At 41.3% G+C, this 15,340-nt stretch carries 11 protein-coding genes and 5 tRNA genes; 14 read left to right on the forward strand and 2 right to left on the reverse strand.

Annotated features, from left to right (window positions below):
- Positions 1 to 79 precede the first annotated feature (79 nt).
- The 6 genes from G602_RS0123800 to G602_RS0123825 all read left to right on the forward strand — a co-directional run bounded on the left by G602_RS0123800 (position 80) and on the right by G602_RS0123825 (position 1,221).
- Positions 80 to 152: transfer RNA gene (locus G602_RS0123800), tRNA-Val, on the forward strand.
- Positions 153 to 183: 31 nt separating this feature from the next.
- Positions 184 to 256: transfer RNA gene (locus tag G602_RS0123805), tRNA-Thr, on the forward strand.
- Between the two features lie 8 nt (positions 257 to 264).
- Positions 265 to 346 (forward strand) — tRNA-Tyr (locus G602_RS0123810).
- Between the two features lie 13 nt (positions 347 to 359).
- Positions 360 to 433, forward strand: a tRNA-Met gene (locus G602_RS0123815).
- A 9-nt stretch (positions 434 to 442) separates the two neighbouring features.
- Positions 443 to 515: transfer RNA gene (locus tag G602_RS0123820), tRNA-Phe, on the forward strand.
- 166 nt (positions 516 to 681) lie between these two features.
- Positions 682 to 1,221 carry an HD domain-containing protein gene (locus tag G602_RS0123825; RefSeq protein ID WP_044933551.1) on the forward strand — a complete coding sequence of 180 codons (540 nt, stop codon included), beginning with the start codon at positions 682 to 684 and terminating at the stop codon, positions 1,219 to 1,221.
- A 108-nt stretch (positions 1,222 to 1,329) separates the two neighbouring features.
- On the opposite strand, the gene pckA is transcribed toward G602_RS0123825, so the two are convergent.
- Both pckA and G602_RS0123835 read right to left on the reverse strand, forming a co-directional pair.
- On the reverse strand, positions 1,330 to 2,943 hold the full coding sequence (pckA, locus tag G602_RS0123830; protein WP_026661268.1) for a phosphoenolpyruvate carboxykinase (ATP): 1,614 nt from the start codon (positions 2,941 to 2,943) through the stop codon (positions 1,330 to 1,332).
- 253 nt (positions 2,944 to 3,196) lie between these two features.
- Entirely contained in the window at positions 3,197 to 4,204 is a 1,008-nt protein-coding gene (locus tag G602_RS0123835; RefSeq protein ID WP_026661269.1) for a LacI family DNA-binding transcriptional regulator, read from the reverse strand.
- Between the two features lie 201 nt (positions 4,205 to 4,405).
- Between G602_RS0123835 and G602_RS0123840 the strand changes: the two genes are divergently transcribed.
- From G602_RS0123840 to G602_RS0123875, 8 genes are all read left to right on the forward strand, one after another.
- Entirely contained in the window at positions 4,406 to 5,794 is a 1,389-nt protein-coding gene (locus G602_RS0123840) for an acyclic terpene utilization AtuA family protein (protein ID WP_026661270.1), read from the forward strand.
- A 75-nt stretch (positions 5,795 to 5,869) separates the two neighbouring features.
- The gene (locus G602_RS0123845) at positions 5,870 to 6,262 is read left to right on the forward strand and encodes an AtuA-related protein (protein WP_026661271.1); all 393 of its coding nucleotides are present in this window, start codon (positions 5,870 to 5,872) and stop codon (positions 6,260 to 6,262) included.
- A complete protein-coding gene (locus G602_RS0123850) occupies positions 6,259 to 7,494 on the forward strand; it encodes a CaiB/BaiF CoA transferase family protein (RefSeq protein ID WP_242835712.1) in 1,236 nt (411 codons plus the stop codon). The genes G602_RS0123845 and G602_RS0123850 overlap by 4 nt, the downstream gene beginning before the upstream one ends.
- Positions 7,495 to 7,677: 183 nt before the next feature.
- Positions 7,678 to 9,744: a helix-turn-helix transcriptional regulator gene (locus G602_RS0123855; RefSeq protein ID WP_026661273.1), complete on the forward strand. Its 2,067-nt coding sequence runs from the start codon at positions 7,678 to 7,680 to the stop codon at positions 9,742 to 9,744.
- 305 nt (positions 9,745 to 10,049) lie between these two features.
- Positions 10,050 to 11,072: an ABC transporter permease gene (locus G602_RS0123860; protein WP_242835713.1), complete on the forward strand. Its 1,023-nt coding sequence runs from the start codon at positions 10,050 to 10,052 to the stop codon at positions 11,070 to 11,072.
- Between the two features lie 16 nt (positions 11,073 to 11,088).
- On the forward strand, positions 11,089 to 11,988 hold the full coding sequence (locus G602_RS0123865) for a carbohydrate ABC transporter permease (RefSeq protein WP_026661275.1): 900 nt from the start codon (positions 11,089 to 11,091) through the stop codon (positions 11,986 to 11,988).
- A 57-nt stretch (positions 11,989 to 12,045) separates the two neighbouring features.
- Positions 12,046 to 13,680, forward strand: a complete 1,635-nt coding sequence (locus G602_RS0123870; RefSeq protein ID WP_026661276.1) for an extracellular solute-binding protein — start codon at positions 12,046 to 12,048, stop codon at positions 13,678 to 13,680.
- Positions 13,681 to 13,779: 99 nt separating this feature from the next.
- Complete coding sequence (locus G602_RS0123875; protein ID WP_026661277.1) at positions 13,780 to 15,330, forward strand: carboxylesterase/lipase family protein; 1,551 nt, start codon at positions 13,780 to 13,782, stop codon at positions 15,328 to 15,330.
- Positions 15,331 to 15,340 lie beyond the last annotated feature (10 nt).

Raw genomic sequence — 15,340 nt, forward strand, 5'->3', positions numbered from 1 at the left:
AGCGCCGCCCTGTCACGGCGGAGGTCAGGGGTTCGAACCCCCTTCGGGTCGTTCAACAATCAAATATTTGTTTAAATCTGGGGTCTTAGCTCAGCTGGGAGAGCATCTGCCTTACAAGCAGAGGGTCATAGGTTCGAGCCCTATAGGCCCCACTTTTTCTGAGGATTATATCTTCAGAAATAAGCCGATGTGGCTCAATTGGCAGAGCAGCTGATTTGTAATCAGCAGGTTAACGGTTCGAGTCCGCTCATCGGCTCTTTATATGGATGGCTTCCCGAGTGGCCAAAGGGGACAGACTGTAAATCTGCTGCAAATTGCTTCGGTGGTTCGAATCCACCGCCATCCATTCAATTAAATATCGCGGGGTGGAGCAGTCTGGAAGCTCGTCGGGCTCATAACCCGAAGGTCATAGGTTCAAATCCTGTCCCCGCTACTCAAGTTTGCCTAGATAGCTCAGTTGGTAGAGCAGAGGACTGAAAATCCTCGTGTCCTTGGTTCGATTCCGAGTCTAGGCATCTTTTTTATTAATTTTTATAATTCTTTCAAATGTAGTTATCTAAAATAATTCCCAAATGATATTTTATTTCAATTAGGTACTGATTTTACTAATTCTTTATTGATAAATAAATTATATGATTTTAAAATGAACTTTGGATTTACTTTTTATGTTGGAGTTTTTATATGACAAGAGAAGAAAAGATAGAAAGAAGAAAGAAGATTAGAGAATCTCTTAGAAAGCATGGACAAGAGATCCTTTCCGCTCATTCATTTATAAAGTCAAACGGTTTTATTCAGCATGGGGATATGTCAGTATATGAACATAGCATCAATGTTGCTGAGAGGGCCCTTAGAATAAACAGATTTCTTCATGCTAAGTGTAATGAGCGTGAGTTGGTTAGAGGGGCTTTATTGCACGATTATTTCCTATATGACTGGCATATAGATGGTAAAGATAAAGGGAATATACATCCTAAACTTCATGGCTTTTATCACCCCGGTACAGCCCTCAAAAATGCCAGTAGGGACTTTGTCCTGACGGAGCGTGAAAAGGACATAATTAAGAAGCATATGTGGCCATTAACCATAATACCACCGCTTTGCAGGGAAGCATGGATTGTTACACTGGCAGATAAGTATTGCTCGACCATGGAAACCTTTGGGCTTCATAAGGCAAAGGTTAAGAACAGGTATATTGAAGTACCACAGAATAAATCATTTTAACATAATAGAGAAAGATGCTTTAATAACAAAATAATACGAGTTGATAATAAAACAGGCGAATGCGTTATGCATTCGCCTGTAAATAATTAATGCTTAATTGTACTGATATCAAAGCTTGGGGCCAGCAGCTACAAGAGCCTTACCAGCGTCATTGCCTTCATACTTCTTGAAGTTCTTAGTGAATCTCTCTGCAAGATCCTTAGCCTTTGCTTCCCATTCAGAAGCATCTGCATATGTATCACGAGGATCAAGGATTGCAGGATCAACTCCGGGAAGAGATGTAGGAACTTCGAAATCGAAGATCGGGATCTTCTTTGTCTCAGCCTTGTTTACATCGCCGTTAAGGATAGCATCGATGATTCCACGAGTATCCTTGATGGAGATACGCTTGCCAGTGCCGTTCCAACCTGTGTTAACAAGGTAAGCCTTAGCACCAGACTTCTGCATCTTCTTAACAAGCTCTTCACCATACTTTGTAGGATGAAGCTCAAGGAATGCCTGACCGAAGCAAGCTGAGAATGTAGGTGTGGGCTCTGTGATACCACGCTCTGTACCAGCAAGCTTAGCTGTGAAGCCTGAAAGGAAATAGTACTGAGTCTGCTCGGGTGTAAGGATTGATACAGGAGGAAGTACTCCGAACGCATCAGCTGAAAGGAAGATAACGTTCTTTGCATCAGGACCGGCAGAAATCTTATTAACCTTAGAAGCGATATTATCAATGTGATCGATAGGATATGATACACGAGTATTCTCTGTAACGCTCTTATCGTCAAAATCAATCTTGCCGTCTGCAGCAACGGTTACGTTCTCAAGAAGAGCATTTCTCTTGATAGCGTTGTAGATGTCAGGCTCAGCGTCCTTATCAAGACCGATAACCTTAGCATAGCAGCCGCCTTCGAAGTTGAATACGCCGTTGTCGTCCCAACCGTGCTCATCATCACCGATGAGGAGTCTCTTAGGATCTGTTGAAAGAGTTGTCTTACCTGTTCCGGAAAGACCAAAGAAGATAGCTGTGTTCTTACCTTCCATATCTGTGTTAGCTGAGCAGTGCATGGAAGCCATGCCCTTAAGAGGAAGATAGTAGTTCATCATTGAGAACATACCCTTCTTCATCTCTCCGCCGTACCATGTGTTGATGATAACCTGCTCGCGGCTGGAAATATTGAATGCTACACATGTCTCAGAATTAAGACCGAGCTCCTTGTAGTTGTCAACCTTAGCCTTAGAAGCGTTGTATACTACGAAATCAGGCTCGAAAGAAGCAAGCTCTTCGTCTGTAGGAACGATGAACATGTTCTTAATGAAGTGAGCCTGCCAAGCAACCTCAACGATGAAACGAACTGCCATACGAGAATCCTTGTTAGCACCACAGAAAGCGTCAACAACGAAAAGTCTCTTGTCGCAAAGCTCTTTCTTAGCGATATCTTTAACTGTTGCCCATACATCCTCACTCATGGGATGGTTATCGTTCTTGTACTCATCAGTTGTCCACCAAACTGTATCCTTGGAATTAGCATCCATAACGATGTATTTATCCTTAGGTGAACGACCTGTGTAAATACCGGTCATAACATTAACAGCACCGAGTTCTGTATCCTGACCTACTTCATATCCTTCAAGACCAGCCTTCTTCTCTTCTTCGTAGAGAACTTCATAAGAAGGGTTGTGCACGATCTCAGTTGTGCCAGTAATGCCATACTGTGTTAAATTGATTTCTGCCATTTCTTTAACTCCTTTTCTTTTTCTATTGTGATAGTCGATGTTGTAGAACATCGGCTAAACGCTCATACACTACATTATACAATATTTTGTTAGAAAAATAACGCATATAATAGAAATTTTACAAATACTTCAAAACTAGGACAAAATCAATGAATTATCAAATAAAATCGATTAGTTAGAAAATATTTTCTACATGAAACGATATTATCGAGAAAAGTTATCTTTACGAAACAGTATTATAGAAGAATATTGTCTATACTAAACTACTTGATCTTGAGATATATTCTACATGAAACTGCTGCATGTCAGGCGTGGTATCAAAAGCTGTAATAGCTCGGGATATTCTTGTAAGACATGCATCTGCCATCTGTTCAATCGGAAGACCAACGACAGAAAGAGAAGGGATTGAATACTCTTCGTGCTGTTTCATACCATTGCCGACACTAATGATTTCGAGCTGTTGGGGAATGAGTATCTGCCGTTCGTTAAATGCCTTTAAGGCACCAAAGGCAATATTATCGGAGGTACAAAACAGGCAATCAGGTAAAGTGGAAGAATCCAATAACCGGAGTGCACCCTGATATCCACCTTCAAGTGTGTCGGTTACTTCTATTTTTTCTAATATATTTATTCCGGATTCATTAAGAGTGTACTTAAATACATTCTCTCTGATATTCATTCCGTTAAAGGTAGCTTTTGAGGTAAGCAGCGCCGGATGTTTTTTTGAATGACGCAGAAAAACTTCGGCAGGAATTTTTCCTATTTCTTCATCGTTCATGGTTACAGTAGGATATTTTTTTGAATATCTGTTATATAAGACGATCGGAATAGGAAAATCGTTCTGCTCGAGATATTCCATATCATTTTCAGAAGCATTACAGATTATTATGCCATTGCTTCCGGTCAGTGTTCTTTGAGTTATGGCTTCATCGAGATGACCGATACGATATGGATTTATAAGAAGACCATAATTATAGTCATGCCTGTCTAATGAATCCTGGAGTCCTGCAAGAAAACGGGAAAGCGTATCCTGCCTTGCGGAGGCATCCCAGAAAAGAGTAATTACAGGCAAATTGGGAAGGTTACTACGTAATAGCTTGGATTGCATGTTTGGAGTATATCCAAGTTTAACAGCAGCCTCTGTGACTTTGTTTATAGTTGATTCCGAAATATTCCTTTTTTTGCCAAGACCTCTTAGAACTATTGAGACTGTACTTGGCGACAGTTCTGTATATTTGGCTATATCCTTTATTGTGACCATGTTATTCATCCTCAGTTTCAATTTCACCATAAAAAGGCGAAATTATCTTTTAATCAAAACTAATTATACATAAAGCATCTCCAAAATAAAACAGGAAAATGAACAAATAATACAACGATGTACTATTGACAAATATGAGTATTGAGGTGTATTTTGTAATTCAGGTACAACGTTGTAGTATACGCGAGGAGGCAATATATAATGAAAAAAATAGCTATAGGCGGTGGTCAGGGATTCTGGGGAGATTCACCTGATGCTGCAATACATATGATCAGGAAAGCAGATATTCAATATTTGGCTTGTGACTATCTTGCCGAGCTTACGTTATCAATTATGGCAAGACAAAAGATAAAGGATCCGTCAAAAGGATATGCACCGGATTTTGTAACAAGACTTCTGAAGGAAGCAGGCAGAGAAACCTTTGAAAAAAAGATAAGAATAATTACTAATGCCGGTGGAATGAATGTCCAGGGATGCGTTGATGCAATAAAGGCTTGGGCAGAAAACGAAAACCTTAAGGGATATAAAATTGGCTATGTTACAGGTGATGACATAAAGGACAAGATTCCACAGCTGATAGCGGATGGATGGGAATTTCCCTCTATGGATACTGCGGGAAGTAACGATCCGGATGGAGTTACCTTTTCAGATATAAAGGACAAGATATACAACTGTAATGCATATATCGGACATGAGCAGATTCAGAAGGCAATCGCAGATGGTGCTGATACGGTAATTACTGGAAGAGCAGCAGATTCAGCACTTTTCCTGGCACCCTTTGCTCATGAATTCGGTTGGGCAGATGACGACTGGGATAACCTTGCAAGAGGAATAATGGCAGGACATCTTCTTGAGTGCGGCGGACAGGGAGCCGGCGGTAATTTCATGTATGACTGGAGATCGGTACCTGACATGGAACATCTGGGATTTCCTATTGCTGAGCTTACTGAGGACACCTTTGAAATAACAAAGGCTCCGGACTGCGGAGGTCTCATTTCAGAACAGAGTGTTAAGGAACAGTTCCTCTATGAGGTTCTTGATCCGGCAAATTATTACACACCGGATGTAAATGTAGATTTAAGTCATGCAACCATTACTCAAAAAGGCGAGAACAGGGTATCCGTTGCAGGAATAAAGGGTAAGGAGAGACCTGATACCATAAAGCTTTGTGTAGGATATCACAAGGGATGGAAAACAGTATCTATGCTCTCATTTGCATGGCCTGATGCATATGAAAAGGCGAGATATTGCGCGGACATAATCATGAAAAAGATGAAAGAACGCGGAATGAAGGCGAATGATGTACATATCAGCTTTATCGGACTGGATTCACTTCATCTCGGAGTAGCTGATAAGAGCCCTGAAACTATCGCAAGACTAAATGAGTGCGTAATGCGAATCGCTGTATTTTCAGAGGATAAGGCAGAGTGTGCAAAGATAATTCCTGAGATCAGCCCTCTTCAGCTTAACGGACCTCAGGGAGCATCATTCTTTGGTGGAAGAGCACATGTACAGGAAGTTATGGCACTGTATCCGACAGTGATTCCAAGAGATGCGCTTACTGTTGAAAGCCATATTATCACAGTATAAGAAGGGAAAAATGTTATTAAGAAGCAGCTTTTTGTAAAAGTTAGAATATAGCTGATGATATATAGGAGGAGTGTAATGCCTAGAATATATTTGTATGATATCGCCCATGGAAGAAGCGGCGATAAGGGAGATACAAGTAATGTCTGTGTGTTTGCAAGAAAACCCGAATACTACGACATTATTTTAAGGGAAGCAACCCCTGATAAACTAAAAGACTATTTTGGAGACATGGTAAAGGGTGATATTACAAGATATGAAGTTGAGTCCCTGCAGGGAATGAATTTTGTAATGCATCACGCACTTGGCGGCGGAGCAACCATGAGCCTCAGACTCGACTCCCTTGGAAAATCCATGGGATCAGCAGTTATGAGAATGAAAATAAGTGTAACAGAGGATGAGCTTAAGAGTCTTCTGGAGAGCGGGGTTAAACTTATGCCCTATGAAGATCCTTATGCGGAGGAAGCATGATGGAACAGGAAATAAATATTACAGATAAGAAATCAGATAATTACGGACAGGCACTACAGGATGTGAGAGTCCTTGATCTTACAAGAGTTGTGGCAGGACCATATGGCGGATCCATATTGGGGGATTTTGGTGCTGATGTAATAAAAATAGAAGTTCCGGGTAAGGGAGATGACGCCAGAGGGTATGGCCCTTATCGAAACGGCGAAAGCATGTACTATGCCAACCTTAATAGGAACAAAAGAGGTATTACCCTAAATCTGAAGAGCGAAGAAGGAAAAGAGATTTTTAAAAAGCTAGTAGCAAAGGCAGATGTTCTCCTTGAAAATTACAGACCGGGAGTAATGGATAAGCTTGGCCTTGGCTATGATGTGCTAAAAGAAATCAATCCCAGACTTATTTATGCAGCATGTTCAGGCTTTGGCAGTTACGGAAGATACAGCCAGCGCCCGGGATATGACATCATTTCCCAGGGAATGGGAGGTCTTATGTCCATAACAGGAATACCTGGAGGGGAACCCACAAGATCCGGAAATGCCATGGGAGACATTCTTGGCGGTATGAACATGGTAATGGGTGTCCTAATGGCACTTCATGCAAGAGAGAGGACCGGCCTTGGGCAGAGAGTTGACGTGTCTTTGGTAGACTCTGTTGTCTCAAGCCTGGAGAATGCATATATACGCTATTTTGATTCGCAGGAGATTCCGAAGAGAAACGGAAATGCCTATGCATCAATAGCACCTTACGACACATACCATGCTAAGGACGGATTTGTCATCATCGCCTGTGGTAATCAGAAGCTTTATGAAAAGTTCTGCAGGCTGATAGACCGTGAAGACATGATTACGGATGAAAGATTTCTTACTGTGCCGCTAAGAGTAAAAAATAATCTCCTGCAAAAGGCAGAGATAGAGAAGTGGACATCAGAGAGAACAGTTAAGGAAATAGTGGATATTATTCTTGGAGCCGGCATACCCGCAGGACCGATTTATGATGTCAGGCAGATAACAGAGGATGAGCATATCTCTGATGACAGGGAAATGTTTATAGATATAGAGCACCCTGTTATCGGACCGATGAAGGTAAACGGGAATCCCATTAAGCTCATGGATATGAAGCCGAGGATTAACAGACCTGCACCGACGCTTGGACAGGATAATGTAAGTATTTACAGGGATGTTCTTGACTATTCTGAGGACGAGATTAAGCATTTAAAAGAAAAAGCAGTAATTTAATTTTATAAAATCGGAAAAAGAATCTGATAAGGATACAGCTATGTATGACTTTTTGCATGTTGTAAGCTATACAAAAAGTAAATTAGGAATTTGAAGATAAAATAAGCTATAATTGGAAGATCGGTATAGCTACGCTTGAATATGACATTCTTCGTATTACTTTAAATTATTGGGAGAGACTAGATGCTTGGACGAATTACTAAATACTTAAAGCACCGTCCAATTTTAAAAAGATGGATTATTTTAGGGCTGGCGATCATTCTCATAACAGGGATGGGAATGATTGCTTCAGCTTTTTTTCTCGTGCATGCATTGTATGCCAAGGAAGAGGATATTGAGGAGAAGCTTGTAAGGGAAAAGGTATCAGTGGTGGAGAGTGTATGCCAGGAAGTGGTTCTTGGGGCACAGACCTTTATCACAAATAACCTTGTTAAGGTCGCGGCCAAAAAGCACGATGAGACTGTGGAAGACAGAATGAGACTTGCCGAGATAGCTGACCTTATGAATGAGTATGGAGCGGTACATTCTGCCTTTGATAAAGTATATCTGTTTTTTCCTAAGGGACAACCGGCTGTACTTACCAAGGAGGAATTCATCAGGATTGGAGACGGAGTACATATAGTTTCCGGACTTGATATTGAGGCTGAGGAGAATAAGGCTCTTTTTGGTGATAATCTCTACAGTAAGTTTAAGATTGTCGGTCAGTCAAATGACAAGCAGCTCTATTATTCCATGGCCACCAGGTATGCAGTACCATTTGAGGATCAGGATGCAGTACTTCTTATAAAAATTGATATGTCGGAGGTTCGAAGTGCGCTAAGCGATGAATACCAGTTTTTACTGGTATCGGATGACGGGACATATATAAAACTTGGAAATGAGGAAATAAGCGACACTTTTGTGGAAAAATGCCTTGAGGTTCAGGAAAAAACAGCTGTTGGTAAGAAAGTGATCTATCCTTACTACCTAAAGCCATATGGACTAAGGCTCATTGCGATAATGGATTCCGGGATAGCCATGAGTGCAATAAGACCCTTCATTATCGGAGTTGTTATATACGGAGTGGCACTTCTTATCCTGATAGGAATAGTTTTGACCCACCTTTTACGTGTTCAGTACAGACCGATTGAGTCCATTCTTGAGTTCCTTGATGAGCATGAATCCGCAAATATGGCAGATTCAGAGCTCAGCGATGAATTTAAGAGGATAGAAGACGGTATAAGCAGAACGGTAAACAGTCTTAAGCTTTCGGAAAATGAATTCAGGAAATTCAGGACTGATACGGAAACGAGACTGATAAAGCTCTTAAATTACGGTACGGATACGATAGAGACCGAGAACGATGATAAAAACCGCTATCTTGTAGTGAGCTATGATATTGATAATCCGACGGATAAGCCAATGGACCAGAAGGAAAGAGACCAGGTGTGGTTCATCATACACAATGTATCAGAAGAGCTTATCGGGAAGGAGAACCTTCTTATAACAGGAGGACTGGCTCACTGGTTTTATAACATAGTGCAGCTGACAGGTACAAACGAGATCTCTTTGACCGAACTTACTGAAAAGCTGAATACAGTCTGCAGTTTTATACGTGAAAAATTTGATATTGCGCTTGTTGCAAATATTTCTGACATTCATCACGGAATCGGATCAATTCCCACAGCAAACAGGGAATCCATGCTGGTAAGGGAATACAGAATATATGTCGGAAAGCTGGAAAATGTAGCCTTTTATAAGGAACTGTCTCTTGATGATGAGGCGAAGGCAACTCTTACTAGCTGGGATCAGATGGAACAGATCCAGAACATGTATCGAATGCACAGGGGAATCGAAGCTCAGAGCATGCTGGATGATATTGTGAATGCAGCTGTGGAAAACAGTAAGGATCACCAGATGACAGAACCACTTGAACATGAGAATAGTGGAAAAAGTATTCTTCTTGTGGAAAAGGCAAAGGAATATGTGGATAAGCAGTACGCTGATAAGGATATGAACGTCAATAGTGTGGCTCTTGAGCTTGGCGTCAATAATTCTTACCTGTCCAGGACCTTTAAACAGGTTTACGGCATAGGAATGCTTGAATACATTAATAATGTCAGACTTGAAAATGCAGAAGGGCTAATGAAAAAAGGATTCACCGTTAAGGACGCAGCCGATATGGTCGGATTTACAACCCCAAGACCACTCATCAGATGCTTTAGGGAAAAGCATGGGACAACTCCCGGAGATTACTATAAAAGCAAGTAAAAACCTAACGAAAAGGTTATAGTAAAAAATCGTACATAGGTAATAAATATACAGATCGAAGTCTTATGACAGATTTCGGTCTGTTTTTTATTTTGCGCGTAGATGGCGGATTCTGGTCAATAATTGCTTTGAAAATGGTCAGATATTGCCACTAAAACAAGGTACTATTTTTTACTTTTTACAAAAATTGGTCGCTGAATGTAAAAAAACGACTCTTTATATGGATATGGTACAACGATATACTAACAACCAGTTAAGGCGACAACGCCGGGAGAGAGAGTAAAAAGAGAAAAGGAGTTTTAGTTATGGAACAAGTACTAATGAAAGATAAGCTTGTACGTTCTGAAAGAGTCAGCAGGCAAAAAGAAAAGCCAGAGATACCTGCAACAGGTTATGTAGAGCACGCCGGATTCGCCGGATTTTTACATAATCTGAAAATAGACTTTATCAGGAACAAGGTTATCTATATTATGTGCATTCCGATAGTGGTATGGTACATAATCTTCCATTACATACCGATGGCAGGTATTGTGATGGCTTTCCAAAAATACACACCCGCACTTGGAATAAGCGGAAGTCCCTGGGTTGGATTTGACAACTTTGTACGATTTTTTACCGGACCGTATTTTGGAAGATTACTTAGAAACACAGCAATGATTGGAATTCTGGATGTGCTATTCGGATTTCCTGCACCGATAATTTTCGCACTTCTTCTTAATGAAGTAAGAACAAAGGTATTTAAAAAGACAATACAGACAGTTTCATACATGCCATATTTCATATCAATGGTTGTTGTCTGCGGTCTTATTGTTGATTTTACACAGAGTGGGGGACTTATTTCTAATGTAGTAGCTAAGCTGTCAGGCACAACAGTACAGAACCTTCTGGCTGATCCCAAGAACTATTGGGCAATCCACATTCTGTCAAATATCTGGCAGGGAATGGGATATGGATCAATCATCTATATAGCAGCTCTTTCTGGTGTAGACCAGCAGCTTTATGAGGCAGCAGTTCTCGACGGAGCATCAAGATGGCAGAGATGTATTCATATTACAATCCCGTCAATCATGCCTACAATCATGATCATGCTTATTTTGAGAATGGGTTCACTTTTACAGGTAGGTGCAGATAAGATCCTTCTTCTTTATACACCTGCAACATATGAAACAGCGGATGTAATAAGTACTTATATATACAGATGTGGTCTTCAGCAATATGATTATGGATTCTCAACAGCAGTAGGTCTGTTTAATTCAATAATCGGAACGACCTTCCTTCTTGTAACAAACGCAATATCAAAGAAATATACAGAATCTAGCCTGTTCTGATTGGAGGATACAAAAAATGGTAGTTAAAAAGACAATAGGTGATTGGATATTTGATACACTTAATCATTTGTTTCTGCTCTTGATCGCATTCTTATGTGTGGTTCCGATTATTCATGTATGCTTTGCATCAATATCTGAACCTGCATTGGTTGATAAGGCAGCAAGCTTCATACTTTTCCCTCTGGGAAAGCCCTCATTGAATGCCTACAAGATCATCATGAGATATAAAAACATCTGGATCGGTTACAGAAACACAATAATTTATGTTGTTGCACAGTGCCTTATAACAAGCGTGCTTTCAGTAATAGCAGGATATATTACTTCCAGAAAAAGATTTCGTTACAGAAATGCACTTATGATGTTCCTTGCATTCACAATGCTGTTTAACGGCGGTATGATCCCGACCTACATGGTTGTAAATAAGCTCGGACTTCTTAATACAAGAGCAGCACTTCTTATTCCTCAGGCAATGGGTGTTTTCTACATCATCATCATGAGGACTGCAATCCAGGCTATTCCGGATTCTCTTGAAGAATCAGCCAGAATGGACGGTGCAGGCGAGCTGACAATAATGTTTAATATCATTCTTCCTTTGTGTAAGGCAACCTTTGCGGTAATCATTCTCTTTATCGCAGTTGGTAAGTGGAATGAGTGGTTTTCAGCACTGTTATATCTTCCTACAGCAAGAGATAAGTATCCTCTTCAGATGTTCATGAGAGAAATCCTCATCTCTGCACAGAACTCCACAAGCTCAGTTACAGCAAACGCCGGAGATCTTATGGATAATGCTCAGATGTACAAGACACTTGTAAAGTATGGATCAATCGTAGTATCCACACTTCCGATACTTGCAATCTATCCTTTCTGCCAGAAGTACTTCGTTTCAGGAGTAATGGTTGGATCAGTTAAGGGTTGATGTTAATAAAAAAGTTTTAAATTTAAAAATGATATAAATGAAAGAGAGGTATAGTTTATGAAAAAGAAGGTATTGGCAATGCTTCTGACAGCAGCTGTGATGGTTGGAACAGTTGCTGGATGTGGCAAGGGAGCTTCAACAAGTGAGGCAGCAGGCGGTTCAGGGGAAACTGCAACTGCATCAGAGTCAGGCGAGTGGACCTGGCCCCTTAGTGAAAAGAAGGAACTTAGCATCTGGATCGTATGGAGTAACGATTATGTAGAGAATCCTAATGATCTTAAGGCTATCCAGAAGATGGAAGAAGAGACGAACGTACATGTAAACTGGCAGGTAGTTGATGCTGCATCTGCACAGGAGCAGTTTGGTCTTATGCTTGCATCAGGCGAATATCCGGATATCATCCGTGATTGCGGAACCTATTATCCCGGTGGAACAGAGAAGGGTGTACAGGATGGCGTTCTTGTAGACCTTACAGATATAGTTGATAAATATATGCCTACTTACCAGGCACTTCGTAAGAGCAACGAGTCTCTTGAGAAGGATACCGTTACTGATGAAGGAAAAATCGTTGGAACACGTACAATCGCATCATACTTTGGTGATGTAAGAGGTGAGAGAGTTTGGGCCGGCATGGCACTTCGCGGAGACTGGCTTAATGACCTCGGCCTTGAGGTTCCGAGAACAATTGATCAGTGGGAGACAGTTCTTACAGCATTCAAGGAGAACTATCCTGAGTGTGAAGCTCCTCTTATGATCGGTACAAACGGCTATGATTATTTCAGCCATTTCCTTTCAGCTTATGGCTGCCTTGGTGAGTTTTACAAGGACGGAGATACAGTTAAATATGGTCCTCTTGAGGATGGTTACAAACAGTGGCTTACACTTTTCCATGACTGGTATGAAAAGGGACTCATTGATCCTAACTTCATGACAAATGCAGCTGACATCATGAGCCCTGCTGATTACATGGGAACAGGTAAAGCAGGCGCAGGTATCCAGCTTTGGGGTATGACTTCAGACGTATTTAAGCAGCAGGGTTACACAACAGATGAAGATTTCAATATCGTAGCAACATCTTCACCTGTTCTTAAGGAAGGCGATACACCTGAAATCGGTTTTGCAACATCTGACCTTGTAAAAGAAGAGGTTGGAATTTCAACATCATGTAAAGACATTGAGCTCGCAGCAAGATATCTTGATTACTGGTATTCACAGGATGCAATGATGCTTGATTCACTTGGTATCGAGGGTGAGTCCTATACAAAGGATGGCGACACATATCACCTCACAGATGCTATGCAGCAGATGGTAGATGAAGGCAAGGTTAACACACTTTCAGAAGCAGTATACACATATTCACTTGGAACATCAGATTTCGGTCTTTACAACTGGGGTATGTTCGATCCTATCTATGAGGGACAGGATGCACTTAAGGCATATGATGAGTTTGATAAGGACAAGTTTGATCTCATGCTTCCTTCCTGCATGACAATGACAGATGCAGAAAATTCTGAATATGTAACACTTTACACAGATATCCAGACACTTGTTCAGGAGAATACAGTTAAGTTCATCACAGGCGAGCAGTCACTTGATGACTACGATGCATTTGTTGAGCAGCTTAAGACCTACAACATCGATCGTTGTATCGAGCTTAAGCAGGCAGCTCTTGACAGATACAACGCACGTTAACTCATAGGGGAAAATATATTGGAATAATGATTATTAGGCGTGACGGTCACAAAAATGGCCGTTTCACCTTGTATATGACAGAACACGGAGAGTAGATACATGAAATATTTTAAGCAGGATGAATCAACAATAGTAAGCACAAAGGCCGGAAAGCTTCAGGGCTATTTCTACGATGGCACATATATTTTCAAAGGCGTACACTATGCTGAGGCTGAGCGTTTCTGCCAGCCTACAGATGTGGAGCCCTGGGAGGGCATAAAGGATGCAACATCATTCGGAATGGTTTGCCCTTTAATGCACCAGGATACACCTCGCGGAGAGCTTATGGTTCCCCACGCATACTGGCCCCAGGATGAGCATTGTCAGAATCTTAACATCTGGTCAACAAAGCTCTGCAAGAATGCTAAGAAGCCTGTAATGGTATGGCTTCACGGCGGCGGATTCTTCGCAGGATCCTCTATAGAGCAGCTTTGCTATGACGGTGCGGCAATGGCAAAAGAAGGTGATGTGGTTGTTGTTACCATTAATCACAGATTAAATCTTCTCGGATACCTTGACCTTTCTCCCTTTGGTGAGAAATATAAGAACTCAGGTAACTGCGGTAATGCAGATATGGTAGCAGCTCTTAAGTGGGTTAAGGAAAACATCGCTGAGTTTGGCGGAGATCCTGAAAATGTAACAATATTCGGACAGTCAGGCGGCGGAATGAAGGTTACATCCCTCATGCAGACACCTGCTGCTGACGGACTTTTCCACAAGGGTATCGTAATGAGCGGTGTTCTCGGAAAAGACTTCATGGACACAGGAAAAGGCGATGGAAAGCCGATTGTAACTGCTATGCTTAAGGAACTTGGTCTCACTGAAGACGATGTGGATCAGATGCAGACACTTCCCTACGAGAGACTGGTAGAAGCATATGAAAAGGTTCTTCCTTCAATCAAGGAGCAGGGACTTTATACCGGTATGTCACCTATGATAAATGACTGGTACCAGGGTGAGCCTCAGTTTACAGGCTTTACAGAGAATGCAGCCAAGATACCGCTTATGGTAGGTAGCGTTTTCGGAGAGTTTGCTTTCATGCCTCTTGATTTTGATAAGACAAAGATGACAGAGGACGAGATGAAGGAGAGACTTAGCAGGGTATTTGGAGATAAGACAGATGAGCTTATCGAAAAGTTCAAAGAGGCATATCCTGATAAGAAGATCATAGATGTTATGTCATTTGACTCAATTTTCAGAGCGCCTACAAAGGTTCTCATTGAAGAAGCAAGTAAGAGACCAAATGTACCGGTATATTCATACCTGTTTGCACTTGAGTTCCCTATTCAGCATAATAAGCCGGCATGGCACTGCTCAGATATTGCATTCTTCTTCCACAACATTGATCTTGTCCCTGTAGCTAATGTTCCGGGTGTTTCGGACAAGCTTCAGGAGCAGATATTCAGGGCAGTCATGAATTTTGCAAGGACAGGAGATCCGAATCATGATGAGCTTCCGGTATGGGAGGCTTCCAAGCCCGGTGATGAGGCAACCATGGTATTTGACAGAACCTGTGAATGCAGGCACAACTTTGACACTGAACTCGTAAACCTTCATAAGACAATCATTCCGAAATTTGAGTTCGGCGGGGATGTAGAGATTCAGCACTAATATCGGTTAC

The sequence above is a fragment of the Butyrivibrio sp. AC2005 genome (assembly GCF_000424145.1).
Classification (GTDB): Bacteria; Bacillota; Clostridia; order Lachnospirales; family Lachnospiraceae; genus Butyrivibrio.

What these genes read in the sequence shown, in the direction of transcription:
- G602_RS0123865 (WP_026661275.1), top strand. Translation starts at nt 11,089, where the DNA reads ATGGTAGTTAAAAAGACAATAGGTGATTGGATATTTGATACACTTAAT.
- G602_RS0123870 (WP_026661276.1), top strand. Translation starts at nt 12,046, where the DNA reads ATGAAAAAGAAGGTATTGGCAATGCTTCTGACAGCAGCTGTGATGGTT.
- G602_RS0123855 (WP_026661273.1), top strand. Translation starts at nt 7,678, where the DNA reads ATGCTTGGACGAATTACTAAATACTTAAAGCACCGTCCAATTTTAAAA.
- G602_RS0123825 (WP_044933551.1), top strand. Translation starts at nt 682, where the DNA reads ATGACAAGAGAAGAAAAGATAGAAAGAAGAAAGAAGATTAGAGAATCT.
- pckA (WP_026661268.1), bottom strand. Translation starts at nt 2,943, where the DNA reads ATGGCAGAAATCAATTTAACACAGTATGGCATTACTGGCACAACTGAG.
- G602_RS0123840 (WP_026661270.1), top strand. Translation starts at nt 4,406, where the DNA reads ATGAAAAAAATAGCTATAGGCGGTGGTCAGGGATTCTGGGGAGATTCA.
- G602_RS0123850 (WP_242835712.1), top strand. Translation starts at nt 6,259, where the DNA reads ATGATGGAACAGGAAATAAATATTACAGATAAGAAATCAGATAATTAC.
- G602_RS0123860 (WP_242835713.1), top strand. Translation starts at nt 10,050, where the DNA reads ATGGAACAAGTACTAATGAAAGATAAGCTTGTACGTTCTGAAAGAGTC.
- G602_RS0123835 (WP_026661269.1), bottom strand. Translation starts at nt 4,204, where the DNA reads ATGGTCACAATAAAGGATATAGCCAAATATACAGAACTGTCGCCAAGT.
- G602_RS0123875 (WP_026661277.1), top strand. Translation starts at nt 13,780, where the DNA reads ATGAAATATTTTAAGCAGGATGAATCAACAATAGTAAGCACAAAGGCC.
- G602_RS0123845 (WP_026661271.1), top strand. Translation starts at nt 5,870, where the DNA reads ATGCCTAGAATATATTTGTATGATATCGCCCATGGAAGAAGCGGCGAT.